This is a genomic window from Klebsiella sp. RC2 (assembly GCF_014192815.1).
GTDB lineage: Bacteria > Pseudomonadota > Gammaproteobacteria > Enterobacterales > Enterobacteriaceae > Klebsiella > Klebsiella variicola.
In genome coordinates, this window is the sequence record NZ_JACHYL010000008.1 from 137,772 (window position 1) to 162,845 (window position 25,074).

Below are 25,074 nucleotides of genomic sequence, written 5' to 3' on the forward strand. Positions count from 1 at the left end.
CGGGAGAAGTCATTACGGGCGTTTTCCAAACTCGCAGCTTTGCTGGGTCCAGCGGCGAGCCTGCTCGCTGAGGGTGAAGCCCAGACCATGGCGTTCGGAAACCCACATCCGGCCATCGCGCAGTTCTAGCTGCTCGTTAAACAGCGGGTTCAGCCACTCGAAGTGCTCCAGCCATGGCTCCAGCGGGTAGGCGGCGGCGAGATGCAGGTGCACCTCCATGGCAAAGTGCGGAGCCAGTTTGCGACCGTGCTTCGCGGCCAGATCCATTATTTTCAGGAACGGGGAGATCCCACCGACGCGCGGGGCGTCCGGTTGCACGAAGTCGCTGGCGTTGCCGAGGATCAATTGCTCATGTTCGCGGAAGCTGGTCAGCATCTCGCCGGTGGCAATCGGCGTATCCAGCGCGGCAGCCAGCTGCGCGTGGCCTTCGACGTCATAGGCATCCAGCGGCTCCTCAATCCAGATCAGATTGAACGGCTCCATTTTGCGCCCCATGCGGATGGCGGTTTCGCGATCCCACTGCTGGTTGGCATCGACCATCAGCGGGAAGTCATCACCCAGCACTTCGCGCACCGCCGTCAGACGACGGATATCCTCGGCAGTATTAGGCTGACCGACTTTCAGTTTAATCCCGCCGATGCCGTTTTCACGGGAGATAGCCACGTTTTTCAACACCTGATCCAGGGGGGTATGCAGGAAGCCGCCGGAAGTGTTGTAGCACTGCACGGAATCACGATGTGAACCCAGCAGTTTGGCCAGCGGTAGACCGGCGCGTTTGGCTTTCATATCCCACAGGGCAATATCGATAGGGGAGATAGCTTGTACCGCCATGCCGCTCCGGCCGACGGAAGCCCCGGCCCACAGCAGTTTGGTGTAGATCTTGTCGATGTCGTTCGGATCTTCGCCAAGCAGATTATCGGCTATCTCTTTGGCGTGAGCGTAAATACCCTGGCCGCCCGCGCGTTTCGAGTAGCTAAAGCCGACGCCGGTGAATCCATCCCGGGAGTGAATTTCCGCGATGATAATCGCCACTTCGGTCAGCGGTTTTTGGCGACCGGTCAGCACTTTGGCATCGCTGACGGGGGTGGCCAGCGGCAGAAAAGCCAGCGACAGTTTAACGTGGTCAATGCGGTCACCGGTTTCAGCGGCGGTTTTGACGCCGAAAGCTTTGGCGTAGGTTACGGACTCGGAATTGGCGCTTGAGGTCATAGTAGTGTCCTTTTTGATAATAAAATGATTGCGCTATCATTTGTAATGGTGAAATGCTTTTGACGCTACGCTAGTGGTTTTAATTTGTACAAACGATCACAATTGGCCGTTATAAAGGCGAAAACTTTGCTGTGCAGGTCACAATCCAAAACAGTTTGTGAAAAGTGACAAGTCATAATGATAGCGATAACATTTTATATTGCAGGTCGTTGATTCTGTTAGGGGAGACGCGGCGGGCGCTGGCAATTGCGTGGGGCATCATCAATAATGCCCACAGGAAACGACTTAACACAGGGGCTTAGCCGTGAAAAGCAAAAAACCGACGCGGGCGCCGACGCTGGAGGATGTGGCTCGCAGCGCCGGGTTGTCGCCGATGACGGTCAGTCGGGCGCTGAATACGCCCCAGCTGGTCAGGCCAAAAACGGTAGAGAAAGTGATGCAGGCTGTGCAGGCGACGGGCTATATCCCCAATGCGCTGGCCGGCGGCCTCGCCTCCAGGCGCAGCAAGCTGGTGGCGGTCGTGGTACCGCAAATCAATAACAATATGTTTGTCGATACCATCCAGGCGCTGAGCGATACCCTGGCGGCGCGCGGCTACCATATGCTGCTGTGCGTGGCGGGCTATGACCGGCAGACCGAGGCCGAGCTGGTCTCTACCTTGCTTTCGCGGCGCCCTGATGGCGTGGTGTTAACCGGCATCCAGCATGCGCCGCTGTTAAAGAAAACGATTCTTAACGCCGCCACGCCGGTGGTGGAAATCTGGGATCTCACCCCGACGCCGCTGGATATGCTGGTCGGTTTTTCCCATGAAAAAGTGGGCGAAATCATTGGCGAGTATGTACTGGAGAAAGGCTACCAGCGACCAGGCCTGCTGTGGGCGGGCGATGCGCGCGCGATGTTGCGTAAGCAGGGGCTCTGTGCCCGACTGGCTAAAAAAGGGCTGGACGATGCGCCTCAGGTTGAAGTGCCGCTCCCGGCGTCGCTGGCGCTGGGGCGGCGCGGTCTGGCGGAGCTGCTCGCCGCCAGCGAGTTTGATGTGATCATCTGCAGCTCAGACACCCTCGCCCAGGGGGCGATTATGGAAGCCGAAAGCCGGGGGCTACGCGTACCGCAGGATCTGGCGGTGATCGGTTTTGGCGATCTGGATTTCGCCGCCAGCAATCGTCCGGCTATCACTACCGTCAGCGTCGACCGTCATGCCATCGGTGAACGGGCCGCTACGCTGCTGGCTGACCGCATCGAAGGGGGAGAAGACAGCGGGGTGATTATAGATATCGGCTTTCAGCTGGTGGCACGAGAATCGGCGTAGGCCTGCCTTTTCAGGGCATGGTGTGCCGGGTGGGTGAGCGGCGAATTTCTGCCTACACTTAGGCTTTACCCTGGAGGCAGACCATGATTACCGTTTATGGCGTGCCGGGATGGGGCTCGACGATTAGCGAGCTGATGCTCTCCCTGGCCGATATTCCCTACGAGGTGGTTGACGTGGAGGGCTTTGACCAGCCCGGTCCGGCGCGCGAGCGTCTGCGGCAGATTAATCCGCTGTGCCAGGTGCCCACCCTGAGGCTGGCCGATGGGAGCATCATGACCGAAACCGCCGCCATCGCGCTGATGATCCTCGATCAGCGTCCCGATTTGGCCCCCGCGCCGGGGACGCCGCAGCGTCAACAGTTCCAGCGTTTGCTGGTCTGGCTGGTGGCCAACGTCTATCCTACCTTTACCTATGCCGATTATCCGGAACGCTGGGCGCCCGCCGCCGCGGAGCAGCTGGTGGAGAATTGTCGCCAGTACCGGAAAAATCTCTATCTCTGGTTCGAACAGCAGCTGGCTGCCGGGCCGTGGGCGCTGGGCGCGTCGGTAACGTTGCTGGATTGCTATATCGCGGCGATGTACAGCTGGGGGCCGCGACAGGCGTGGTTTGACGACCACGCGCCAAAATTCGCCGCCATCGCCCGGGCGGTCTGTCAGCGACCGGAGCTGGCCGTGGCGCTACGCCGTAACAAGCTGATTTAACGCACGCGATGGCAACCAGAACGGCCATTCTGTGGTAGCGTTATGGCTCTGACCACAAGGAGTCTTTGCTATGCCGCATGTAGATATTAAATGTTTTCCCCGTGAACTGACTGACGAACAAAAAACCGCGCTGGCCGCTGACATCACAGAGGTGCTGATCCGCCATCTGAACAGCAAAGAGAGCGCCGTCAGCGTCGCGCTGACTCAGGTTGAGCCGGACGCGTGGCAGGCGGTGTGGGACAGTGAGATCGCCCCGCAGATGGCGCAGCTGATAAAGAAGCCGGGTTATAGCATGTAATTGCCACTGGCGGGCATGATGCCCGCCAGTGACGCTCGGTCAGAACCAAATCTCCGTCTGCACGCCGAAGTTCCATGTCCCGCCAGCGGTAAAGCCTTTGCTGCCGAAATCATCGTTGATCGCATAACGATCCAGGTCTTTATCCCAGTTCATCCACGTGACAAAGAAACGTATCTCCGGCCGCGCTTTGATATCAAACACATCGCCCACTTTAAAGGTGGGGGCGAAGGTCAGCTTGTAGAAATCACCGCGGACCGCCTGATACTGATAAACGTTGTCATTATAGCGATAGCTGCGCCCGTTAGGATTGAGATCCATATACTGCCACGAGGCCTCATACAGCAGGGCGAAGTGAGCGGAGATCCCTTGCGATACCCGCAGGTTAAATGTCGCCCAGTCGTAGCGGTCGCCGTCGCGATAGCGGTCTTCGCTGTGCTGGGCTATCACCGACGGCGCCAGCTGCCAGTTTTTCCCCAGCGGCAGGATCCCGTACGACGCAAAGCGCAGGGAGGCCGCGTTCTCGGTCAAGTCGCCATCGCTCCCCGGCTGACGCGCTTCGGCACCCAGCCCGACGCCGTACTGCAGGGCGCTTTCCGACACCCCTGGCGCCAGGCCGTAGAACTGCTGTTTGTCGTGCAGGGCCAGCATCGCGTAGTAGCCGTTTTGGCGGTGTTATCGCTGCGCAGGGCATAGCTCCCGGTGGTCGAGGTATTATCTTTCAGGTCATCGTTACCCTGGGCGGTCATCACCGTGGTCATCAGCTGCCAGTTGCCGTAAAAATGGTTGGCGGTGAACAGCAGATTCTGGATGTCATTATCCGCGTAATTATCGCTGCCAAGGTCGCCGAAGTTACGCGCATACACCGAATAATCGCCGCGCAGGCCGCTTCCCCAGTCGACATCATTGATCCCGCCGCCGGTGCCACCGAGGAACATGATGTCGCTATCGGTAAAGTGGATATCGAAGTTATCCCGATCAAAGCGTTTGCCGGCCCAGATCGAGGCGCGTTTTAACGGTCCGGTGAACTCGGCGAAGTCGCCCATCTCGACGTACAGCTGACGAATGTTCAGATGGTGGCTGTCGTTGTCCTGAACCCACGGATCCGGGTTGGTGGCCCCGTCGGCGAGCATGGTCTTAAAGCGCGCCCATGAGCCATCGTTGAAGGTGAGCTTTTTGCCAAAGCTCAGCTCAGCATAATTATCTTTTTCGTTGCCGAGACGACCGACGTGGGCATCGCCGTTGAGCGAACTGGCCGGGGAGATGCCTGGCCCGCCGCGGGCGCCTTTGCCGTGGCTGTTGACTAACATTCCGGAACGGGCGTAGGCGTTAAAGGTAAAGCCATCGTCCGGGGCGCGCTTCGCCAGCTGTTCGCTCAGTTGCTGATTGGTAGCCTGCTGTTTTTGTTCGCGAGCCGTGGTCTGTTGGCTGAGCGCCTGCACCTGCTGCTCCGCTGCCGCCGCGCGCTGTTCGGCGGCGGCGGTTTGCTGTTCTGCCCGCTGCGCGCGGCGGCTGGCTTCGCTGGCCTGCTGTTCGGCGAGACTGAGGCGCGCTTCAAGTTGCGCCAGCCGTTGTTCGACGCTCAACCCGGCGGCGCTGGTGAGTGGAAAAAGGGCGCAGCAAACCGCTGCGCTAATCACAGAGATACGCATAAAAGTCCTTAATTTATCCAGAGGTTAAAGCAGCGGGGCGCCTTACATGGCGGGGGATTCTCCGGTGGTCGGGGTCGGGGCTGGCGAGGCGCCGCGTCCGGCATCGAGGTCGGCACGGATCTGCTCATAGTGATCGTCGAGGCGGTAGAAGCGGCCCATCCACAGCATCGAGGCGAGGATCAACAGCGCCGGAATGTACAGATAGCAGGCCTTGATGGCCAACAGGGCGCTGTCGCTTTGCGCCTGGTTGGCGATATAGCCGCCGGAGGAGAGCAGTGCCCCGGTGATCGCCCCGGCGCCGGCCATCGCCACCTTGCCGAGAAAGCCGTTTATCGAGGTCAGGATACCCGCGGTATTAATGCCGGTTTTCCACACGCCGTAATCCACCGGGTCGGCCTGCATCGAGAAATAGATAGCCGTGCGCTGACCGGCGCCAAGGGAGAGGATCACCGCCCCGACGATCAGCCCCAGGGCGTAGGTGCCAGACAGCATCATCATCCCCATCCCGAGCAGATTGACCGCGCTGGCGACCAGATAGACATGACGTTTTTTCATGCGTCGGGCCAGCAGCGGGACGGTGAGGGTGCCGAGCAGGGGAACGAAGGTGGAGACCCCGGCGATAACCGCCGTCAGCTCGGTATTCCCGACGTAATAGTGGAAGAAGTACACCAGCGCTCCGGTCTGAAAGAAAAAGGCCCCCCACATCAGAAAGATATTGCTGGCGAAGATCCACCACGGACGATTGGCGCGCAGGCTAATCCAGGCGCGTTTCAGGGTCATGCGCTCCCCGGTGAGGGTAATCTTTTCTTCGACGTTGCGAAAGCTCACCAGCAGGAAAAAGGCCGCCAGTACGCCAAAAATCACCGCGGTATAGAGGAACCCCTGCTGCTGGTCGCCTTTGCCCAGCATGCCGACCAGCGGCAGGGTGGCCACGGCGACGATGGTGGCCCCGAGGGATCCCAGCAGAATACGTACCGCCGACAGCGTGGTGCGCTCTGCGGAATCACTGGTTAAAAACGGCAGCATGGCGCAGAACGGAATGTTCACCAGGGTGTAGAGGAACGACAGACACAGATAGGTGATAAAGGCGTACAGCAGTTTGCCGGTGGTGCCGAAATCCGGCACATAGAAGGCCAGAATACACAGCAGACCAAAAGGCAGGGCGCCGATCAGCAGCCAGGGACGGCAGCGCCCCCAGCGGGTGGCAGTATTGTCGATTACCAGCCCCATCAGCACGTCGGCCACGCCGTCCACCAGCCGGGTAACCAGGAACATCAGCCCGACGTAATAGGCCGGGAGACCCATCACGTCGGTGTAAAAGAACATCAGATACAGAGAGATCATCTGCCACACAAGGTTGCAGGAGAGATCGGCAATGCCATAGCCAAGGCGCTGCCGCCACAGGGTAAACGTTGTTTCTGCCATAAATCACTCGCTTATCGTTGTTGTTAAAGTCCGTACTGGCGAATAAACCAGGCCGGGGTACAGCTCCACGCATGGCAGTAACTGTTAATGAGCTTACTGCCATACGGGGAAAAGTCAGGATGCTGCGGGTCGAAAATTTCCCAGAAGGTGTCGGCGCCGTAGTCAACCATCGCCCCCCAGTAGGCTTTGATCTCCGCCACCGCCTCCTCGCGCAGGCCGCACTGCAGCAGGGCGACAATGTGATGATGGCGCAAGTACGGGGTATTCATGGCAATGGTGGGCGGCTGTTGCTGCAGGCGGCGCATCAGCGCTTGCCGCTGCCCGGCGGTGCCAACCTCCGCCAGTACCAGCCAGATCTGCGACGCCCATGAGACCTGGCGCGCGGCGCCGCTGATAAACACCTGCCGCTCGCTGTCCCACAGGTGGCGGAGGGCGGCCTCTTTCAGCTGCGCGAGCGTAGCGGTGTAGTCGGCTACCCGCTGCGGTTCAACACGCTGCGCCAGCCAGAGGGCGCGCTGCAGGCAGTGGATGAGCACCCCCTGCGCCGACGACTGTTTATTCAGCTCTGCCTGCCAGTCGATAAATGCCCACCAGTCATCGCTGTCGCGCACCAGACCGTGGGGATCGCAGCGGGTCAGCGCCAGCTCGATTTGCCGCCGCGCCGTGGGCCACAGCTCACCGACGGTTTCCGTGTCGCCGGTGCTTTGCAGGTAGTTATAAAGTACGTCGATAAAAAATAATGAATAATCAAAGAGAAAGGTGTCATCGGCGCGCACATCAGGCTGGACAAAGACATTGGCGGAGACCATGCCGTCTTCCCGGGTATGGCCGGCAAACAAGTACAGGCAGCGGCGGACCAGATCGTGGTGGCCGAAGGTCACGTCATTGACCAACGCCTGCAGGCGCAGGTCGCCGAGCCACAGCCGACGGTCACGTTTCGGCCCATCCTCAAATACCTCCTGCATGCAGTTTTGCAGGGTGCGAACCGCGACGCTATCAATGGCTTTCAACTGCGGATCGGCGATGACCGCCGGCTGCGGGCTGCCGGCTGAGGTAACGGTTTCCAGGGCTATCTCATCGAACTGCAGACGAAATTTGCGCGACAGCGCTTTGACCTCCACCTTCAGGTAGCGCAGGCAGTAGCGACGCGGCAGGTCAACCCGGGCGGGCAGGACGTCGAGCCACAGATCTTGTTGCTGCAACCAGCTACTGCTCAGCCACCCCTGGTACTCGCTGAACGGCTCGCAGACTTCGCTCAGCGTTTCGCCGAAGGTGAAGTGCAGATGGGCCGGGGCATCCGGCGGGCTGCCGACGCTGCGGCAGCTGAACTGCAGGTAGCCAACAAAATGGCTGCCAAAATCAATGATGATGCTGTCGCCGACGCGAAGCGGCTGCTGATAAAACTGCTCAGGCGTGCAGACGGTGTGTCCCCGCCAGCCGTTCAGCGCCGCCGGATCGGCGACGGCTTCGACGATGGCCTGCGGCGCCTGGCGCTGACGATGTAGCGCGGGCGTCAGGGCGGCCGCACGCTCTAATAAATGCGGATGGCGGGTCATCGCCACACTGGAATTGTATTGAATTGCCTGTGACATACTGCGTCCTCTCCATTAGGTTAGGCGCAGCATAGGCCGTCGTCTGGCGGCGCCACCACTCTGGCAATGCCAAACCGTCAGTGAAAATGGCAGGAATAATGAGGTGGGGGCGCTGGCGATCACAAATCCGCACATCGGGCGCGTGGCGAAGGCCGGAATAGATTATCGTGCCCCTGCGCACCAGGCTGTTCAGGATTTGCTGTAATGATGACACTGACCGTTGAGTATTATTTCACCCATCCCCAGGATAAGCTCGGCATGTACGCCAGCGACCCGGAAGATAATAGCCAGGAGCATGGCCACGAGTTTGCCGAGCTGGTGATCGTCGAGGAGGGGCATGGATTACACGTTATTAATGGCCGCCCGCTGTATATCCAGCAGGGCGATGTATTTTACGTCCAGCCGGGCGATGTCCACTATTATGATGAGCTGGGGACGCTGAAGTTGATTAATGTCTTAATTAATCCGGCGGTGGCCTTTCGCTATTTACAGCAGATGGAGGGATTGCTGCAGCAATTATCGGCGCAGTGTGCCGCCTGCTATGGCTGGCTGGCGCCGGAGACCCGCAGCTATTGTCGGGAACTGGTGGAAAAGATATTTTCCCCGGCGCTGAGGGCGGCGGATAATACCCCGCAACGGGAGTCTCTCTTTTTCCAGCTGGTGACCACCATTCTCACAGCCGAGTCGGAAGCCGAATATAGCAGCACCCGCTATAAACTGCATAAATTACTCACCTGGCTGCAGGAGCACTGTTTCGAAGAACATAACTGGCAGCAACTGGCGGAGCAATTTCATCTCACCACCCGCACGGCGTTTCGCCATATTAAAGAGGCCACGGGCTTAACGCCGGATAATTATCTGAAACGTCTGCGACTGGTCTCCGCGCGGGTCAAATTACGCGAAACGGAGATGTCCATTACCGAAGTGGCTTATCTGTGCGGCTTCGCCAACAGCAACCACTTTACCACTCTGTATAAAAAAGTGTTTGGCCTGACCCCCAGCGCCGATCGCCGCCGCCCACCGGGTTAAAAGGGGGGCCGCAGGCCGGGCAGGGGAAAAACCTGCCGCCTGCGGCAAGTCACGCTTACTCGTCGAGGGAGTTTGCCCGCACATGACGACCGCTGGCGACAAAATTGCCGGTGCCAAGATGATGCAGGGTATTGAGCTTATCGTCGTCGAACTGCCAGCGTCCGGTGACGAACGCGCGTTCATCGGCGGCGGCAGACACCACCTCCCCGAACAGGGTGTCGTACTGGGTCTGGGCCGCCGTCGCCGGCAGCAGTCGGCACTCCATCCATGCCAGACACTTCTCCTCGATCAGCGGCAACCCCAGCTCCGGACCGGTCACTACCGGGATCCCCCAGGCATTGAATTTGTCCTCATCGCGGCCGCTGACGCTGCCGACGGCGTAGGTCCAGCTGGCGGCGGCGACGCCGGGAACCACAATGCCGAAGGTGCCGTTGCGCTCGATGATCTCCCGCGTCCAGGTGCTTTTATCCACCACGATAGCCACCCGCGGCGGGGCGAATTCCACCGGCATTGACCAGGCGGCGGCCATGACGTTGCGCCGGTCAGACGGGGCATCGTAGCTGGTGATCAAAATGGTCGGGCCGTGGTTGAGCAGGCGGCTGGCGTACTGCAGTTCAACGTGGCGAAAGCGGCTCATAGGCGTTCCTTGAATAATGGGTCGGTTGGCAGGTAACACGTTAAGCCGCAATGAAAATGTAATCAATACGTCATCTCGTCTGACTATAGTCGCCAGCACTAAGTCCCAAAGAGGATCACAATATGTTGGCTCCCCTGATGTTATCCCAGGTGAGCGTGCCCCGTCGGATGTCGGCCGCCGGGCAGGTCTCGCTGTCCCGAAAGGGAGGGCGATGATGCGCACGCTGACCCCTATCACCCTGCAGGAGGTCTCTTTTGCCTTCGCAGAGACTCCCGTTCTTGACCGTTTCTCGTTGCATATCGAACCTGGCCGCATCGTGGCGCTACTGGGTCCGTCCGGCTGCGGCAAAAGCACTTTGCTGCGTCTGCTGGCCGGGCTGAGCGTGCCGGCCAGCGGCGAAATCCGCTTTGGCGACAGGCTGGTCGCCCGCGCAGGATGGGGATTGCCCCCGGAGCAGCGCGATATCGGCATGGTTTTTCAGGATTACGCCCTCTGGCCGCATATGAGCGTGGCGCAGAACGTCGCCTTTCCGCTGCGCATGCGCGGCGTCTCCCGTAGCGAACGCGAGCGCCGGGTTAGCGAGGCGCTGGCGCGGGTAGGCCTCAACGGTTTCGCCGAACGTAAACCCTCTGGTCTTTCTGGCGGTCAGCAGCAGCGGGTGGCGCTGGCGCGGGCGATCGTCGCCGCGCCGCGGGTGCTGCTGTTTGATGAACCGCTCTCCAACCTGGATAGCGAACTGCGCGAATCGCTGTGCGGCGAAATGAGCCGCCTGTTGCGACAGCTCGGCATCACCGCCGTGTATGTCACCCATGATCGACGTGAAGCCGAGCTGTTAGCTGACCAGATTGTCTATTTATCCGCGGGCCGCGTGGCCGCTGTCCGCGCCGTTACGCCAACCTCAGGGGAAGTTGCATGAACACCGTTATGACCGTTAAGAAAGGAGTGGTACTCGCGATGGCTCTTTCCGCCATGATGCTCTCCAGCGCCCATGCGCTGACCGTTTACACCGCCGGACCCGGCTCGCTGGCGAAAAGCCTGGCCAGCGGTTTTGAACAACAGACCGGGGTGAAGGTGACGGTTTTCCAGGCCACCACCGGCAAAGTAATGGCCCGACTGGAGGCCGAGCAGGCCAACCCGCAGGCGGATGTGCTGATCTCCGCCTCGTGGGATACCGCCGAAGATCTGCACCAGCGGGGCTGGTTGCTGCCTTTTGCGAGCGCCAATGCCGACCAGGTACCGGCGAACCTGAAATCGGCGGACTATATCGCCCAGGGCGTCTCCGCCCTGGGCATTGTCTGGAACAGTAAAAGCGGTACCCCGGAACCGAAAGAGTGGCGGGATCTCACCCAGCCGGCGTTTAAAGACAAGGTGACAACCCCCGACCCGGCGCTCTCCGGCGCGTCGCTGGATTTGCTGATCGGGCTGCAAAACAGCATGGGCGACCAGGCCTGGCAACTGTTTGACGATCTGAAAAAGAACGGCATGGTGGTCAGCGGACCCAACGCCCAGGCGGTGACGCCGGTGATGCAGGGGGCGAAAGCGGCGGTGTTTGGCGCGGTGGATTATGTCTCCTACGGCAATATTCAGCAGGGCGAGTCGCTGAAGGTGATCTTCCCGGCCAGCGGAACGGTGATTGCCCCGCGCCCGATGATGATCCTCAAAACCAGCCAGCATGCCGACGATGCCAAAGCCTTTATCGATTATGTTCTGTCGCCGGAAGGTCAGGCGAGGGTTGCCGATGCCTGGCTGATGCCCGCCCGCCGCGACGTGGCGGCCAAACGTCCGCTACTGGACGCGCTGAAGGTGCTGCCCACCACCAGCGAAGGCAGCAGCGAACGGGGCGCCGTGCTCGCCCGCTTCAGTCAGCTGTACGCGCAGTAATTGCTCCTGTTCCTCCGGCGCTGGCCGCCGGGGGACCCCTCAGCTTCAGGAACCGGTTGTGAAACAAACATTCCTTTCCGGCGCGACCCTCGCCGCCCTGGTGATGCTGGTCGCGTTGCCGTTAGTATTTATTCTGCTGCAGGCGATTTTTCCCCATTTTAGCGCCGGTTCGCTCGGGGACGCCTTTGGCGGCGTCTCAGTGCTGCTGGCCGATCCCCAGTTACCGGCGATGCTCGGCGGTACGCTGTGGATCGCCGCCGGCGTGGCGCTGGTCAGCGTAATGATTGGCCTGCCGCTCGGCATCCTGCGCGGTATGTTTTCGCTGCCGCTGCCCCGACTGTGGGATCTCCTGTTTTTGATCCCCTTTCTGACGCCGCCCTATATCTCGGCGCTCTCCTGGATGCTGGCCCTGCAAAGCCAGGGCTATCTGCAGCAGCTGACCGGCTGGCAATTGAACGATCTGCTGTTCAGCCGCAGCGGTATCGTGCTGGTGATGACCTTTAATATTTTCCCGGTGGTGTACTTTGCCGTCTCCCGCAGCCTGCTGGCGAGCGGGACCCGGCTGGCGGTGGTCGCCCGCGTCCATGGCGCCACCGCCTGGCACGCCTTCTGGCACGTGACACTGCCGATGCTCTCCCCGGCGCTGGCGGCGGGCACGCTGTTGGCGTTTACCCTCGCTATCGAGGAGTTTGGTGTACCGGCGGCGCTGGGCAGCCGGGCGGGAGTGGTGATGCTGACGGTCGGTATTGAGAAAAAGCTGGCCGACTGGCCGGTGGACCTTACCGGCGCCGCGCTGCTGTCGCTGCTGTTGATGGCGGTGGCGTTGTTCGCCTGGTGGCTGCAAATACGGCTGGTGGGGGAGAAAGAGGTCACCAGCGTCACCGGCAAGCCGGGAGAAAACCGCGGGGCATCGCTGGGCTGGATGACGCTGCCCGCCGTGCTGATAATGGCGGCCGTCGGCGGCCTGGCGGTCGGCGTCCCCGCCGCCTCGATGATACTCACCAGCGTGATGGGCACGCTCTCAGGGGGCGTGAGTGTTGAGAATGTCACGCTACGTCACTTCGCGGCGCTGTTTGACCAGCAGGGGGATGCCCTGTCGGCCCTCGGCACCAGCCTGTCGCTGGCCCTGGGCTCGGCGCTGATTGTCGGCGCGCTGGGCCTGCTGGCCGCCTGGCTGGTGATGGTGCAGAAGATTAAAGGGCGCGGGATGGTGGACGCGCTGTCACTGATGCCGGCGGCGCTGCCGGGCGTGGTGGTAGGCGTCGGTTTGATCCTGCTGTGGAATCAGCCCTTCTGGCCGCGCTCGCCCTATAACACGCTGTGGATGTTGCTGCTCTCCTATTGCTGCCTGCTGTTGCCCTGGCCGGTGCGCTATGTCGGCAGCGCGCTGCGCCAGCTGGGCCACAATCTTGAGCCCGCCGCCCGGGTGCACGGGGCGTCGCCACTCCAGGCGCTGCGGTTGATTGTTCTGCCGCTGGTCTTTCCGGCGCTGCTGGCGGCGATGCTGATGGTGTTCGCGGTGGCCTCCCGGGAGCTGGTGACCTCGCTGCTGCTCTCTCCGGCCGGTACGCAAACCGTGGCGGTGTTTATCTGGCGCCAGTTCGAACAGGGCTCCGTCGGTCAGGGCATGGCGATGGCCAGCCTGACGCTGTTGACCGGTCTGGTCCTGATGCTGACGGCGCTGGCGCTGATGCAGCGCAGCACGCGCGGTTAACGACAAGCGCACAAAAAAGACGGTCGGCGCGGAAAAATAGGCTATAAATGTCGGACACCTACAGCTGGAGGCCTTGATGAGTCCCTTTTTACGCGCCTATTTTTCCCGTCTGGGCTGGACGGGTGAGCCTGATGTATCCATTGATACCCTGCGCGAACTGCATCTGCAGCATAACAGCGCCATCCCCTTTGAAAACCTCGACGTCCTGCTGCCGCGTGAGATCCACCTTGACGATCGGGCGCTGGAAGAGAAGCTGATCGCCGCCCGCCGCGGGGGGTATTGTTTTGAGCAAAATGGTCTCCTTGAGCGCGTGCTGCGCGAGATAGGCTTTAACGTCCGCAGCCTGCTTGGCCGCGTAGTGCTGGCCAATCCGCCGCAGATGCCGCCGCGTACTCACCGTTTATTGCTGGTGGAAGTGGCGGGCGAGCGCTGGATCGCCGACGTCGGCTTCGGCGGCCAGACGCTGACCGCGCCGATCAAACTGCTGGCCGATATCCCCCAGCAAACGCCGCATGGCAGCTATCGTCTGGTGCATGAAGGGGATGAGTGGACGCTGCAGTTCAACCATCACGAGCACTGGCAGTCGATGTACCATTTCGATTTAGGCCGCCAGTATGCGTCTGATTATGTGATGGGCAACTTCTGGTCGGCGCACTGGCCACAGTCTCACTTCCGTCACCATCTGCTGATGTGCCGTCATCTGCCGGACGGCGGCAAAATGACCCTCACCAATTTCCACTTTACCCACTGGGAGAATAACCACGTGGTGGAGAAGATCGATTTTGCCGATGTCTCCGCGCTGTATGAAGCGCTGCAGACCCGCTTCGGGCTGGGCGTGGACGATCCTAAACATGGCTTTAGTGAAGCGGCGCTGGCGGCGGTAATGGCGGCGTTCGATACCCATCCGGAAGCCGGGAAGTAAATTTCCTGATACCCGGTGGCGCTGCGCTGACCGGGCCTGAGGGAAAGCTATCGAATGAAGATAGAAGCGTTTTGCAGGCCGGATAAGGCGTAGCCGCCATCCGGCAAACTAACGGCGCAACGGGGTCAATGGCCTCCGCCAGCAGTCAGTGCCCGCGATGGATCCCTGCCACGCTCTGGCAGCGTCCGCTAAAACAATTCCATGGTAATCATCTTATTCAAATAACGGCTAAACGCTGCATCGTCCAGGGCCTGGGTGCCAAGGGCGTAAATCCCGTCGAGGCCGCACACCAGGGCGATAAAACGCCAGGCGATATCTGCCGGTGGTTCAGACGAATGAAATTCGCCGCAGGCGAGGCCCTGCTCGATGATGGCGACGGTCTCTTCATGCCACATGTTCATGGTCAGCAGGTAGGCCGCTTTGATGTCCGGGTCGCTGTCGGCCAGCACCTGGCCTTCGCGCCACAGGCGGATATAGGGCTCCAGCCGGCCATCTTCGCTGCCGATCATCGAGAATAACCGCTCGCGCCAGCTGGCGTCTTCGGCCACCAGCGGCATATCGAGCATCTCGCGGATCAGACGGATGAAAACCTGTGATTTCAGCTCGCCGATGGAGGAGAAGTGGTGGTGCAACTGCCCGGCGGCCACCTCGGCTTCGCGGGCGATCTGCCGCACGGTCATGGCGGCAAAGCCGCCGCGCAGCGCCAGCCGCATGGCGGCCTGCATAATCCCTTCCCGTCGTGCATCCCGCTGTAAATAGTGCATAGAACCCCGCTGTCATCTGGCTTTGGCCGAGTGTAACAAAAAGTTGGACATGCGTTCAACAATCCGGCAGGATCGCCATCCTGGACGTGTGTCCAATTTCCAACATTGAGGTACAAGCTATGTCACGGCAATGGATGACGCTGATGGCGATTTTGCTGGTTTATATTCCGGTGGCGATTGACGCCACGGTATTGCATGTGGCCGCGCCGACGCTCAGCGTCGCGCTGGGTAGCAGCGGCAATGAGCTGCTGTGGATCATTGATATCTACTCATTAGTGATGGCCGGGATGGTACTGCCGATGGGCGCCCTCGGCGATAAAATCGGCTTCAAGCGCCTGCTGTTGCTCGGCAGCGCCATTTTTGGCGTCGCCTCGCTGTGCGCCGCGCTGTCGCCGACGGCCCTGACGCTGATTGCCTCACGCGCTTTGCTGGCGGTGGGGGCGGCGATGATCGTCCCGGCGACGCTGGCCGGGATCCGCAGCACCTTTGCCGAGGCCAGCCAGCGCAATATGGCGCTGGGTCTGTGGGCGGCGGTGGGCTCCGGCGGCGCGGCCTTTGGCCCGCTGGTGGGCGGCATGCTGCTGGAGCATTTCTACTGGGGGTCGGTATTCCTGATCAACGTGCCGATCGTGCTGGTGGTTATCGCCATTAACGCGAAAGTGGTGCCGCGTCAGCCCGCGCGCCGCGAACAACCGCTCAATCTGCTGCAGGCGCTCATTTTAATTGCCTCGATCCTGATGCTAGTGTTTAGCGCGAAATCGGCGCTGAAGGGCCAGCTGGCGCTGTGGCTCACCGCACTGGTGGCGATCGGCGGAGCGGCGATGCTCACCTGGTTTATCCGCAAGCAGCTGTCGGCGACCCGCCCGATGGTGGATATGCGGCTGTTCACCCATCGTATTATTTTAAGCGGGGTGATGATGGCGATGACGGCCCTGATTACTCTGGTCGGTTTTGAACTGCTGATGGCGCAGGAGCTGCAGTTTGTGCATCAGAAAACGCCGTTCGAGGCGGGGATGTTTATGCTGCCAGTGATGGTTGCCAGCGGCTTCAGCGGCCCGATTGCCGGAATGCTGGTGTCGAAACTGGGGCTGCGGCAGGTGGCGACGGGCGGAATGTTGCTCAGCGCCTTCAGTTTTCTGGGCCTCGCGCTGACCGATTTCAGCACACAACCGTGGCAGGCATGGGGGCTGATGACGCTGCTGGGCTTCAGCGTCGCCAGCGCGCTGCTGGCCTCCAGCTCCGCGATTATGGCGGCGGCGCCGAAGGAGAAAGCGGCGGCGGCCGGGGCCATCGAAACCATGGCCTATGAGCTGGGCGCCGGTCTCGGTATTGCGCTGTTTGGCCTGATCCTGACCCGCAGCTACAGCGCCACCATTGTGCTACCGTCCGGGCTGAGTGAGTCCATGGCGCAGCAGGCGTCGTCGTCAATCGGCGAGGCGGTCAGTCTGACCGAGGCGCTGCCCGCCGGGATGGCTGAGGCGCTGATGGCGGCGGCGAAGGCGGCCTTTACCCAGGCTCACAGCCTGGTGCTGGCGACGGCGGGCGTACTGCTTCTGCTGCTGGCGGCCGGCATCTGGCGCAGCCTGGCGAGCGTGGCGAAACCGCAGTCAACGCTATAGCTGTAGCGACAGGTCCATCGCCGCGCGTCGAAGCGGGGCGAGGGCCTTCTCTTTTAACGCCGCGGCGCTGATGGTCGCGGCGGGGACCCCGACATTCAGGGCGGCCACCACCTGGCCATGGCGTGACAGCACGGGCACCGCCAGCGAACACAACCCCACCTCAATCTGCCGGTCGGCGAGGGCATAGCCCTGCATGCGCACCCGGGCAATCTCCGCGCGTAGCCCGGCCATATCGCACAGAGTGTGCGGGGTGTAGCGGATTAACGCTGCTCGTGACAGTGTCACCTCAAGCTGTTCCTCCGGCAGCGCGCTCAACAACACCCGTCCCATAGAGGTCGCCCACGCCGGCAGGCGACTGCCGCGCCCCAGGTCGATGCTCAGTAAATTATTGACCGCCGCGCGGGCGATATAGAGCACGTTGTCGCCGTCCAGCGTCGCCGCTGAGCAGGATTCGCCGAGCGCTTTGCCAAGGCTATCCAGCGCCGTCTGCGCGACTTTCGCCAGCGGCGTGCCGGCCAGATAGGCGTGGCCGACGGCCAGCACCCGGGGCAGCAGTTCATAGCTGCGGCCATCCGGACTGTGCACCATGCCCAGCGCGGCGAGGGTATACAGGCAACGGCGTACCGCCGCGCGGGAGATTTGGGTTTTCTGGCTCAACTGAGAAATGGTCAGCCGCTGGCGCTGGGGAGTAAAAGCATTGAGCACCTCCAGCCCGCGGGCCAGAGACAGCATAAAATTGGGGTCGTGCTCGGCCTGCCTGGCGCTCAAGGTGGTGGGGGTATGGTCACGCATTGATTCCCTCTCCGTTGCAATGCAAAGCTCACGGGGCATCACTATACCGTGCGCAAACTGCACCGTCCTGAATTGTGCCGGTTTTACCACCGCGATCACATTATTAACTGCCTTTTAACAAACGTGCCGATAATCGCACAACATTTCGATTATCGCCGTTGACCAGCCGCCAGGCTGAACCCTATTGTCAATGGCACACACCTCCCCGTTATGGATGTGGGTACAAAAAGTTATACATCTCATCAGGAACCGAAAATGACCGCCACCGTAGAACGTATTGAGAGCTGGATAGTGGATGTCCCGACCATCCGGCCACACAAGTTATCGATGACCACCATGGGCTGCCAGACGCTGGTGATCGTGCGGCTTACCCGCTCCGACGGCATCTGCGGCATCGGCGAAGCCACCACCATTGGTGGTTTGAGCTATGGCGTCGAGAGCCCGGAGGCTATCTCGTCGGCGATAACCCATTATCTGACGCCGCTGTTGAAAGGGCTGCCGGCCGATAACCTGAATGCGCTGACGGCGCGTATGAACAGCGCCATTAGAGGCAATACTTTCGCAAAGTCTGCCATTGAAACCGCACTCCTTGATGCCCAGGGCAAAGCTTTAGGGCTACCGGTATCGGCGCTGCTCGGCGGCGCGCTGCAAACGTCGTTGCCGGTGCTGTGGACGTTAGCCAGCGGCGATACCGCGAAAGATATCGCCGAAGGGGAAAAGCTGTTAGCCGAGCGCCGTCATCAGGCGTTCAAGCTGAAAATTGGCGCACGGGAATTAGCCACCGACCTGCGTCATACCCGGGCCATTGTGGAAGCCTTAGGCGATCGCGCCAGCATTCGCGTTGACGTTAATCAGGCCTGGGACGCCGCGACCGGCGCGAAGGGCTGTCGCGAGCTGGCGGCGATGGGCGTCGATCTCATCGAACAGCCGGTCAGCGCGCAGGACAATGCCGCACTGGTGCGCCTGAGCCAGCAAATCGAAACCGCGATCCTCGCGGATGAAGCGGTCGCGACCGCTTACGATGGTTACCAACTGGCGCAACAGGGATTTACCGGCGCTTATGCCCTGAAAATCGCCAAAGCCGGGGGACCGAACAGCGTGCTGGCGCTGGCCCGCGTCGCCCAGGCGGCGGGGGTTGGCCTGTATGGCGGCACCATGCTGGAAGGGACCGTCGGTACCGTCGCGTCGCTGCACACCTGGTCGACGCTGCCGCTGCAGTGGGGCACCGAGATGTTCGGCCCGCTGCTCCTCAAAGACGATATTATCAGCGTGCCACTCACCTTTGCCGATGGTCAGGTAGCGCTCCCGCAGACGCCAGGGCTCGGCGTGGAGCTGGATGAAGACAAGCTACGCTTCTATTCCCGTAAGGCATAACTGGAGAAAATAATGCTATTTAAAGTGGAGATGACCGTTAATATCCCGCTCGGTTTTCCTGCCGCCGAAGCGGATGAAATTAAACAACGCGAGAAAGCCTATTCGCAACAATTACAACGTGAAGGCAAATGGCGACATATCTGGCGCGTCGCCGGTCTTTACGCCAATGTCAGCATTTTCGATGTTCGAGATGCCGAAGAGTTACATCAAATTTTAATGGGATTGCCGCTGTATCCCTTTATGGATATTCGCGTCGAGGCGCTGTGCCGTCATCCCTCGTCTGTTCGTGAAGACGATAGCTAATAATAATAACATCTGACCTCATGCCGGGAATACCCGGCAAATATCCTACAACGATAAGAGAGAATAATTATGAGTAATGCTTTCGTACAACAAGAAGCCGTGCAGAAATTATTACGTGAAGGCGCGGGGTTAAATGTCCCTGGCGGTAATGAACGTTTTAAAGCCATCGTCCACCGTTTGCTGGAGAATATCTGCACGCTGATCGACGACTATAACGTCACAGAAGAAGAGTTCTGGCATGCGGTGAACTACTTGCACGAACTGGGTGGCCGTCAGGAAGCGGCGCTGCTGGCGGCGGGGCTGGGACTGGAGCATTTCCTCGACCTGCGTCAGGACGCCATTGACGCGGCGGCGCGGCGGGAAACCGGCACCCCACGCACCATCGAAGGACCGCTGTATGTGGCCAATGCGCCGCTGGCCGACAGCCACGCCCGGATGGATGATGGCGCCGATGCCGGGGAAGTGATGTGGCTGCATGGTCAGGTTAAAGATAATCAGGGCCAGCCGATAGCCAATGCCATCGTTGATATCTGGCACGCCAATACCCTCGGTAATTACTCGTTTTTCGATCAAAGTCAGAGCGACTACAACCTCCGTCGCCGGATCCGCACTGGCGCCGATGGCCGCTACAGCGTGCGCAGCATCATGCCTTCCGGCTACGGCTGCCCGCCGGATGGTCCGACGCAGAAGTTGCTGGATCAGTTAGGCCGCCACGGCAACCGTCCGGCGCATATTCACTTCTTCGTCTCCGCCCCGGGCCATAAGCATCTGACCAGCCAGATTAACCTCAGCGGCGATAAATATCTGTGGGATGATTTTGCCTTTGCCACCCGCGACGGTCTGATTGCCGACCCGGTAAAAGTGACCGACCGCGAGACCATCGCGCAGCGCGATCTTGAGGGAGAGCACACCGAGGTCTGTTTTGATTTCACCCTGTGTAAAGCCCTGAACGCCGACGAAGAGCACCGCGGCACCCGCCTGCGCGCCAAAGAGTAATCGGTTTTACTGGCCACGGGCACGTAGCTGCCCGGGCCAGACATTGCACCCGAAAACGACAAATTCACCCTGTTTCTTTCATCCTGAATCCTGCAGGAGGGACTGACTCATGCAAAAAACGCTATCAGCGCTTAAAGACAAAATCACCAACGCGTTAATTGTCGACCGTGAAAATCATATTTACCGTTGCCACCGCTCTATATTTACCGACCAGCAGTTATTTGATTTTGAAATGAAACATATCTTCGAAGGTAATTGGGTTTTTCTCGCCCATGAAAGCCAGATTGCCGAGCCGGGAGATTATTATACTCTGACGCTGGGACGGCAGCCGGTTATTATCACTCGTGATAAAAAGAATGAATTGCATGCATTAATTAATAGCTGTGCCCACCGCGGGGCCATGTTATGCCGACGCAAAACCGGAAATAAAAACTCATTTACCTGTCCGTTCCATGGCTGGACCTTCAGCAATAACGGCAAATTATTAAAAGCCAAAGATGAGAGCACCGGCGCCTATCCTGACACCTTCAAACAGGAAGGGTCTCACGATCTGCAAAAACTGCCGCGTTTTCAGTCTTACCGCGGTTTCTTATTCGGTAGCCTCAACGCCGACGTGCAGTCGCTGGAGGCCTATCTCGGCGAAACCCGCAAAATCATCGATCTGATCGTCGATCAGGCGCCGGACGGCCTGGAAGTGCTGAAGGGCTCGTCGAGCTATGTATACGAAGGCAACTGGAAGCTGGGCGCGGAGAACGGCGCCGATGGCTATCACGTCAGCGTGGTGCACTGGAACTATGCCTCAACCATGTCACGCCGCAACTATGAAGCGGAGGGGACGCATGCGGTTGACGCCAACGGCTGGTCAAAGAGCGTCGGCGGCGGCTACGGTTTTGACAATGGCCACATGCTGCTGTGGACCCGGGCGCTGAACCCGGAAGTGCGCCCGGTGTATGCCCACCGCGAGCGTCTACAGGCGGAATTTGGCGAACGACGCGCCGACCAGATGGTCAATGAAACCCGCAACCTGTGCCTGTACCCCAACGTCTACCTGATGGATCAGTTTTCTACCCAGATCCGCGTGATCCGCCCGATTGCGGTCGATAAAACCGAAGTCACCATTTGGTGTTTTGCGCCAAAAGGTGAATCAGACCAGGCGCGGGCGCTACGCATCCGCCAGTATGAAGATTTCTTTAACGTTAGCGGGATGGGGACGCCGGACGATCTGGAAGAGTTCAGCGCCTGTCAGCGCGGCTATCTCGGCGAAAATCTGCCATGGAGCGATCTGAGCCGCGGTGCGCTGCGCTGGGTCGACGGCCCGGATGAGCACGCCAAACATGCCGGTTTCACGCCACGACTCAGCGGGGTGAAATCAGAAGATGAAGCGCTGTACATCGCCCATCACCATCACTGGCAAACGGTCATGCTGGCGGCGCTGGAACAGGAACAGCAGCGTTACGACCAGTCGATTACCCAGCGCGTGGAGGTGGCCTGATGTTGAATCTCGAACACGTTCGCCAGTTTCTCTATTACGAAGCCCGCCTGTTGGATGATCGTCAGTGGGACGAATGGCTGAGTTGTTACAGCCCGCAGGTGGTCTACTGGATGCCGGCGTGGGGCGACGATGACCAGCTGACGCGCGACCCGCAAAAAGAGATTTCCCTTATCTATTATCCCAACCGTGAAGGCCTGGAAGATCGCGTCTATCGCATTAAAACCGAACGTTCCGGCGCCAGTACGCCGGAGCCGCGCACCACGCACATCATCAGCAATGTTGAACTGATGGGCGAAAGCGACGAGGGGCTGGAGGTGCGCTACAACTGGGTCACCTGGAGCCACCGCTATCAACACACGGATGCCTATTTCGGCTCTACCTGTTGCACGCTAATTGAGCAGGACGGCAGACCGCAGATCGTGCGCAAAACCGTGCGCCTGAATAACGATTATATCCGTCAGGTGATTGACGTTTACCACATTTAAGAGGCGCTTATGACCTTCAATATTGCTCTTAATTTTGAGGACGGCATTACCCGCTTTATTCAATGCCATGCCGGGGAGAAGGTGCTGGATGCCGCCTATCGCCAGAAGGTGAATCTGCCGATGGACTGCTCGGACGGCGTTTGCGGCACCTGCAAATGCCACTGCGCCAGCGGTGAATACGATCTGGGGGAGGATTATCTCGACGAGGCGTTAAGCGACGACGAAGCGCAGGCCCGCCAGGTGCTGACCTGCCAGATGGTCCCGACCAGCGACTGTGTGATCGACGTGCCGGTGGCCGCCGCCCAGTGCAAAACCGCGCTGACCAACACCGGGGCGCAGGTACGACAGGTGAATTGTCTGTCCGATACCGCCATCGAACTGGTGGTCGCGCTGGATGAGCCGCTGGCTTTTCTGCCGGGACAGTACATTAACATTCAGGTACCGGGCACGCCTCATGTGCGCGCCTACTCATTTAGCTCGCTGCCGGGTTCTCTCGAAGGGCGTTTTCTGATCCGTAACGTGCCTGGCGGCATGATGAGCCAGTGGTTAACCCAGCAGGCGCGGCCCGGCGATCGCCTGACCCTCAGCGGCCCCATGGGCAGCTTCTATTTGCGCAGCGGCGAACGCCCGCTGCTCATGCTGGCGGGCGGCACCGGGCTGGCGCCGCTGCTCTCCATGTTACATACCCTGCAGACACAGGGCAGTCAGCGCCCGGTAACGCTACTGTACGGCGTGACCCGCGATTGCGATCTGGTGAAAACCGACGCGCTGGATGCGTTTAACCAACAACTGACGGGATATCGCTGGCTGCCGGTGGTGGCGGATGAAAACAGTACCTGCCCGCAGCGCGGTTTTGTCACCGACCATCTCGATGACGCGATGCTGAATAACGGCGACGTTGACATCTATCTTTGCGGGCCGCCGCCGATGGTCAACGCGGTCGCCACGACGCTGCGCGACAGAGGAATTTCCCCGGCAGGCTTCTGGTATGAGAAATTTATCGCCAGCCAGAGCGCGGCGGCATAAGGAGGCAGTATGCGTTTTACCGATAAAGTCGTCGCTATCACCGGCGCGGCGCAGGGGATTGGCCGCCAGACCGCGGAGCAGGCGGCAGCCGAAGGCGCTGCTCTGTTGCTGATTGACCGCTCGCCTTACGTACACGAACTGGCTGCCGTACTAGCCCTGGCCGGAAGTCAGGTACTGGCGCTGGAGGCTGACCTTGAGCAGTGGCAGAGTACCGAGCAGGCGTTTGCCGCTGGGATCGCGCATTTTGGCCGCCTCGATGTGTTAATCAATAACGTCGGGGGGACTATCTGGGCGCGACCCTTTGCCGAGTATCAGCCAGAACAAATTGAGAAAGAGATCCGCCGCTCGCTGTTCCCCACGCTGTGGGGCTGCCGTGCGGCGCTCCCCTGGATGTTGAAGCAGGGGAAAGGCAGCATCGTCAATATCTCGTCGGTGGCGACGGCAGGAGTGAACCGGGTGCCTTACTCGGCGGCGAAAGGCGGCGTGAATGCGCTGACCCGGTCGATTGCCATGGAGTACAGCGGCAGCGGCATTCGGATTAACGCCGTCGCGCCAGGCGGGACGGAGGCGCCGCCGCGCCTGACGCCGCGCAACGATGAGCAGCCGAGCGAGCAGGAAAAGGCGTGGTATCAGCAGGTGGTCGATCAGACGGTGGCGAGCAGTCTGATGCGCCGGTACGGCACGCTGGCGGAACAGGCGAACGCGATCCTGTTTCTCGCCAGCGATGAAGCCAGCTATATCACCGGCGTGACGCTACCGGTGGCGGGGGGCGATCTCGGTTAGCGGCGGGTGGCGTACCAGCAGAGCAGGGAGCCGAGACACACCATCCCGGCGCCCTGCCAGAAGGACCACGATAGCGTGGCGCTGAGCAGGACTGCCGCCAGCGCGGAAGAGAGTACCGGCGTGAAGTACGAGGCCGCCGCCAGCAGGCTGACGTTGCCGTGCAGGATCCCGACGTTCCACGCCGCGTAGGCCAGCCCCAGCGCCACAGAGACCGTCATCAGCTTAATGACTACCGGCCAGCTAAACAGCATCGGCGGCTGGTCGCTGGCGAGAAATTTCAGCCATAGCGTCAGGGCGGTTAACAGGACAAAGAGGGTAATGCCATTTTTACCTTTGGCGTACTTCGCGGTCACCGTGCAGTACGCCGCCCAGATAAACGCCCCGACAAATGCCAGAATGTAGCTCAGCGGGCTGGACACCACGTTATTGATGATTTCCTCGGGGTTGAGCCCGTGCTCGCCGCCAAGTACCCAGCTCACGCCGAACAGCGCCAGCAATAAGCCGGGGATCACCAGCCAGCTGCTTTTCTGGCCATTAAAGAGAATGGCGAACAAAATCGTCAGGCTGGGCCACAGGTAATTGACCATCCCCACTTCAATGGCCTGCTGGCGAGTGGCGGCGAACCCCAGCGACAGGGCGAGGCAGATTTCATAGCTGACAAACAGCACGCTGCCAGCCAGCAGATAGCGGCGCGGGATCTGGTGCAGGTTGGGAAAGCCAACGGTAAAAATGAGCAGCAGGCCGCTGAGGCTATAAATCATCGCCGCGCCGCCAACCGGGCCTAACCCTTCGCTGACGCCGCGAATCAATCCGACCATCGTGCTCCATAAGATAATGGCGGCGAAGCCGATTGATGTCGCTCTCTTTTTTTGCATATTTAACCTGATAGTGACGCAAACGCAGCCGGAATTTATAACATCTTTTGCCGGTCGATGGTCGATATTTCCCGCCGGCGTTAACTCTTTGGTATTAGTCAAACTCGTCGCCGCTGACTATTAAGGGGGCGAGCGTTTTCGACCTTGATTTGACGCAAATAAAACAAAGGTATTGCTGTTAGTTTCCTCCGCGCGATGA

Annotated in this window: 23 protein-coding genes and 1 pseudogene; 16 read left to right on the plus strand and 8 right to left on the minus strand. The window is 60.1% G+C overall.

Features of this window, described 5'->3' with window-relative positions; translation table 11 throughout:
• Window positions 1-12: 12 nt before the first annotated feature.
• Complete coding sequence (locus FHW76_RS22580; protein WP_022066149.1) at window positions 13-1,209, minus strand: L-talarate/galactarate dehydratase; 1,197 nt, start codon at window positions 1,207-1,209, stop codon at window positions 13-15.
• A gap of 304 nt (window positions 1,210-1,513) precedes the next feature.
• Between FHW76_RS22580 and FHW76_RS22585 the strand changes: the two genes are divergently transcribed.
• The 3 genes from FHW76_RS22585 (at window position 1,514) to pptA (ending at window position 3,517) form a co-directional block, all read left to right on the plus strand.
• Entirely contained in the window at window positions 1,514-2,518 is a 1,005-nt protein-coding gene (locus tag FHW76_RS22585) for a LacI family DNA-binding transcriptional regulator (RefSeq protein ID WP_183477012.1), read from the plus strand.
• An 83-nt stretch (window positions 2,519-2,601) separates the two neighbouring features.
• The gene (locus FHW76_RS22590) at window positions 2,602-3,219 is read left to right on the plus strand and encodes a glutathione S-transferase family protein (RefSeq protein ID WP_002906692.1); all 618 of its coding nucleotides are present in this window, start codon (window positions 2,602-2,604) and stop codon (window positions 3,217-3,219) included.
• A gap of 70 nt (window positions 3,220-3,289) precedes the next feature.
• Window positions 3,290-3,517, plus strand: a complete 228-nt coding sequence (gene pptA / locus FHW76_RS22595; protein WP_002906690.1) for a tautomerase PptA — start codon at window positions 3,290-3,292, stop codon at window positions 3,515-3,517.
• A gap of 39 nt (window positions 3,518-3,556) precedes the next feature.
• Here the strand turns inward: pptA and FHW76_RS22600 are convergent.
• From FHW76_RS22600 to FHW76_RS22610, 3 genes and pseudogenes are all read right to left on the minus strand, one after another.
• Window positions 3,557-5,166 (minus strand): annotated as a pseudogene (locus FHW76_RS22600) (carbohydrate porin).
• A 42-nt stretch (window positions 5,167-5,208) separates the two neighbouring features.
• Window positions 5,209-6,591 (minus strand): MFS transporter, encoded by a 1,383-nt coding sequence (locus FHW76_RS22605; protein WP_049164833.1) that lies wholly within the window; start codon window positions 6,589-6,591, stop codon window positions 5,209-5,211.
• Window positions 6,592-6,614: 23 nt separating this feature from the next.
• Entirely contained in the window at window positions 6,615-8,183 is a 1,569-nt protein-coding gene (locus FHW76_RS22610; RefSeq protein WP_183477014.1) for a sugar hydrolase, read from the minus strand.
• A gap of 204 nt (window positions 8,184-8,387) precedes the next feature.
• Between FHW76_RS22610 and FHW76_RS22615 the strand changes: the two genes are divergently transcribed.
• Window positions 8,388-9,212 (plus strand): helix-turn-helix domain-containing protein, encoded by an 825-nt coding sequence (locus FHW76_RS22615; RefSeq protein WP_110216952.1) that lies wholly within the window; start codon window positions 8,388-8,390, stop codon window positions 9,210-9,212.
• 55 nt (window positions 9,213-9,267) lie between these two features.
• Here the strand turns inward: FHW76_RS22615 and FHW76_RS22620 are convergent, their stop codons facing one another.
• A complete protein-coding gene (locus FHW76_RS22620) occupies window positions 9,268-9,849 on the minus strand; it encodes a flavin reductase family protein (RefSeq protein ID WP_004151228.1) in 582 nt (193 codons plus the stop codon).
• A gap of 211 nt (window positions 9,850-10,060) precedes the next feature.
• Here FHW76_RS22620 and FHW76_RS22625 point away from each other — a divergent pair, with 211 nt between their 5' ends.
• The 4 genes from FHW76_RS22625 to nhoA all read left to right on the plus strand — a co-directional run bounded on the left by FHW76_RS22625 (window position 10,061) and on the right by nhoA (window position 14,366).
• Window positions 10,061-10,765: an ABC transporter ATP-binding protein gene (locus FHW76_RS22625; RefSeq protein WP_012541582.1), complete on the plus strand. Its 705-nt coding sequence runs from the start codon at window positions 10,061-10,063 to the stop codon at window positions 10,763-10,765.
• Window positions 10,762-11,730 carry an ABC transporter substrate-binding protein gene (locus FHW76_RS22630; protein WP_008804721.1) on the plus strand — a complete coding sequence of 323 codons (969 nt, stop codon included), beginning with the start codon at window positions 10,762-10,764 and terminating at the stop codon, window positions 11,728-11,730. Before FHW76_RS22625 ends, FHW76_RS22630 begins: the two co-directional genes overlap by 4 nt.
• 58 nt (window positions 11,731-11,788) lie before the next feature.
• Window positions 11,789-13,444 carry an iron ABC transporter permease gene (locus FHW76_RS22635; protein ID WP_183477016.1) on the plus strand — a complete coding sequence of 552 codons (1,656 nt, stop codon included), beginning with the start codon at window positions 11,789-11,791 and terminating at the stop codon, window positions 13,442-13,444.
• Window positions 13,445-13,520: 76 nt separating this feature from the next.
• Entirely contained in the window at window positions 13,521-14,366 is an 846-nt protein-coding gene (gene nhoA, locus FHW76_RS22640; RefSeq protein ID WP_016161153.1) for an N-hydroxyarylamine O-acetyltransferase, read from the plus strand.
• Between the two features lie 188 nt (window positions 14,367-14,554).
• On the opposite strand, the gene FHW76_RS22645 is transcribed toward nhoA, so the two are convergent.
• The gene (locus tag FHW76_RS22645; RefSeq protein ID WP_032738859.1) at window positions 14,555-15,130 is read right to left on the minus strand and encodes a TetR family transcriptional regulator; all 576 of its coding nucleotides are present in this window, start codon (window positions 15,128-15,130) and stop codon (window positions 14,555-14,557) included.
• 119 nt (window positions 15,131-15,249) lie between these two features.
• On the opposite strand from FHW76_RS22645, the gene kmrA reads away from it, so the two are divergent.
• Window positions 15,250-16,749: an efflux MFS transporter KmrA gene (gene kmrA, locus FHW76_RS22650; protein ID WP_060875749.1), complete on the plus strand. Its 1,500-nt coding sequence runs from the start codon at window positions 15,250-15,252 to the stop codon at window positions 16,747-16,749.
• Here kmrA and FHW76_RS22655 read toward each other — a convergent pair.
• Window positions 16,744-17,580: an IclR family transcriptional regulator C-terminal domain-containing protein gene (locus FHW76_RS22655; protein ID WP_162494449.1), complete on the minus strand. Its 837-nt coding sequence runs from the start codon at window positions 17,578-17,580 to the stop codon at window positions 16,744-16,746. The two genes, kmrA and FHW76_RS22655, sit on opposite strands and share 6 nt — an antisense overlap.
• Window positions 17,581-17,751: 171 nt before the next feature.
• Between FHW76_RS22655 and FHW76_RS22660 the strand changes: the two genes are divergently transcribed.
• The 7 genes from FHW76_RS22660 (at window position 17,752) to FHW76_RS22690 (ending at window position 24,000) form a co-directional block, all read left to right on the plus strand.
• The gene (locus FHW76_RS22660) at window positions 17,752-18,915 is read left to right on the plus strand and encodes a muconate cycloisomerase family protein (RefSeq protein ID WP_183477018.1); all 1,164 of its coding nucleotides are present in this window, start codon (window positions 17,752-17,754) and stop codon (window positions 18,913-18,915) included.
• A 12-nt stretch (window positions 18,916-18,927) separates the two neighbouring features.
• Window positions 18,928-19,218, plus strand: a complete 291-nt coding sequence (gene catC, locus FHW76_RS22665) for a muconolactone Delta-isomerase (protein WP_012968100.1) — start codon at window positions 18,928-18,930, stop codon at window positions 19,216-19,218.
• A gap of 69 nt (window positions 19,219-19,287) precedes the next feature.
• Entirely contained in the window at window positions 19,288-20,214 is a 927-nt protein-coding gene (catA, locus tag FHW76_RS22670; RefSeq protein WP_032730479.1) for a catechol 1,2-dioxygenase, read from the plus strand.
• A gap of 109 nt (window positions 20,215-20,323) precedes the next feature.
• Window positions 20,324-21,706, plus strand: coding sequence for a Rieske 2Fe-2S domain-containing protein (locus tag FHW76_RS22675; protein WP_050887109.1), 1,383 nt, complete (start codon window positions 20,324-20,326; stop codon window positions 21,704-21,706).
• Window positions 21,706-22,191: a benzoate 1,2-dioxygenase small subunit gene (benB, locus tag FHW76_RS22680; RefSeq protein ID WP_008804731.1), complete on the plus strand. Its 486-nt coding sequence runs from the start codon at window positions 21,706-21,708 to the stop codon at window positions 22,189-22,191. Before FHW76_RS22675 ends, benB begins: the two co-directional genes overlap by 1 nt.
• A 9-nt stretch (window positions 22,192-22,200) precedes the next feature.
• A complete protein-coding gene (gene benC, locus FHW76_RS22685) occupies window positions 22,201-23,217 on the plus strand; it encodes a benzoate 1,2-dioxygenase electron transfer component BenC (protein WP_008804732.1) in 1,017 nt (338 codons plus the stop codon).
• Between the two features lie 9 nt (window positions 23,218-23,226).
• Window positions 23,227-24,000: a 1,6-dihydroxycyclohexa-2,4-diene-1-carboxylate dehydrogenase gene (locus FHW76_RS22690; RefSeq protein ID WP_183477020.1), complete on the plus strand. Its 774-nt coding sequence runs from the start codon at window positions 23,227-23,229 to the stop codon at window positions 23,998-24,000.
• Here the strand turns inward: FHW76_RS22690 and yddG are convergent.
• The gene (gene yddG / locus FHW76_RS22695; protein ID WP_023322697.1) at window positions 23,997-24,875 is read right to left on the minus strand and encodes an aromatic amino acid DMT transporter YddG; all 879 of its coding nucleotides are present in this window, start codon (window positions 24,873-24,875) and stop codon (window positions 23,997-23,999) included. The two genes, FHW76_RS22690 and yddG, sit on opposite strands and share 4 nt — an antisense overlap.
• Between the last annotated feature and the right edge of the window lie 199 nt (window positions 24,876-25,074).

What these genes read in the sequence shown, in the direction of transcription:
- FHW76_RS22590 (WP_002906692.1), top strand. Translation starts at nt 2,602, where the DNA reads ATGATTACCGTTTATGGCGTGCCGGGATGGGGCTCGACGATTAGCGAG.
- kmrA (WP_060875749.1), top strand. Translation starts at nt 15,250, where the DNA reads ATGTCACGGCAATGGATGACGCTGATGGCGATTTTGCTGGTTTATATT.
- FHW76_RS22675 (WP_050887109.1), top strand. Translation starts at nt 20,324, where the DNA reads ATGCAAAAAACGCTATCAGCGCTTAAAGACAAAATCACCAACGCGTTA.
- catC (WP_012968100.1), top strand. Translation starts at nt 18,928, where the DNA reads ATGCTATTTAAAGTGGAGATGACCGTTAATATCCCGCTCGGTTTTCCT.
- FHW76_RS22580 (WP_022066149.1), bottom strand. Translation starts at nt 1,209, where the DNA reads ATGACCTCAAGCGCCAATTCCGAGTCCGTAACCTACGCCAAAGCTTTC.
- FHW76_RS22605 (WP_049164833.1), bottom strand. Translation starts at nt 6,591, where the DNA reads ATGGCAGAAACAACGTTTACCCTGTGGCGGCAGCGCCTTGGCTATGGC.
- FHW76_RS22620 (WP_004151228.1), bottom strand. Translation starts at nt 9,849, where the DNA reads ATGAGCCGCTTTCGCCACGTTGAACTGCAGTACGCCAGCCGCCTGCTC.
- FHW76_RS22645 (WP_032738859.1), bottom strand. Translation starts at nt 15,130, where the DNA reads ATGCACTATTTACAGCGGGATGCACGACGGGAAGGGATTATGCAGGCC.
- FHW76_RS22615 (WP_110216952.1), top strand. Translation starts at nt 8,388, where the DNA reads ATGATGACACTGACCGTTGAGTATTATTTCACCCATCCCCAGGATAAG.
- FHW76_RS22690 (WP_183477020.1), top strand. Translation starts at nt 23,227, where the DNA reads ATGCGTTTTACCGATAAAGTCGTCGCTATCACCGGCGCGGCGCAGGGG.
- benB (WP_008804731.1), top strand. Translation starts at nt 21,706, where the DNA reads ATGTTGAATCTCGAACACGTTCGCCAGTTTCTCTATTACGAAGCCCGC.
- FHW76_RS22655 (WP_162494449.1), bottom strand. Translation starts at nt 17,580, where the DNA reads ATGCCCCGTGAGCTTTGCATTGCAACGGAGAGGGAATCAATGCGTGAC.
- FHW76_RS22610 (WP_183477014.1), bottom strand. Translation starts at nt 8,183, where the DNA reads ATGTCACAGGCAATTCAATACAATTCCAGTGTGGCGATGACCCGCCAT.
- FHW76_RS22660 (WP_183477018.1), top strand. Translation starts at nt 17,752, where the DNA reads ATGGATGTGGGTACAAAAAGTTATACATCTCATCAGGAACCGAAAATG.
- benC (WP_008804732.1), top strand. Translation starts at nt 22,201, where the DNA reads ATGACCTTCAATATTGCTCTTAATTTTGAGGACGGCATTACCCGCTTT.
- pptA (WP_002906690.1), top strand. Translation starts at nt 3,290, where the DNA reads ATGCCGCATGTAGATATTAAATGTTTTCCCCGTGAACTGACTGACGAA.
- nhoA (WP_016161153.1), top strand. Translation starts at nt 13,521, where the DNA reads ATGAGTCCCTTTTTACGCGCCTATTTTTCCCGTCTGGGCTGGACGGGT.
- FHW76_RS22630 (WP_008804721.1), top strand. Translation starts at nt 10,762, where the DNA reads ATGAACACCGTTATGACCGTTAAGAAAGGAGTGGTACTCGCGATGGCT.
- catA (WP_032730479.1), top strand. Translation starts at nt 19,288, where the DNA reads ATGAGTAATGCTTTCGTACAACAAGAAGCCGTGCAGAAATTATTACGT.
- FHW76_RS22625 (WP_012541582.1), top strand. Translation starts at nt 10,061, where the DNA reads ATGATGCGCACGCTGACCCCTATCACCCTGCAGGAGGTCTCTTTTGCC.
- yddG (WP_023322697.1), bottom strand. Translation starts at nt 24,875, where the DNA reads ATGCAAAAAAAGAGAGCGACATCAATCGGCTTCGCCGCCATTATCTTA.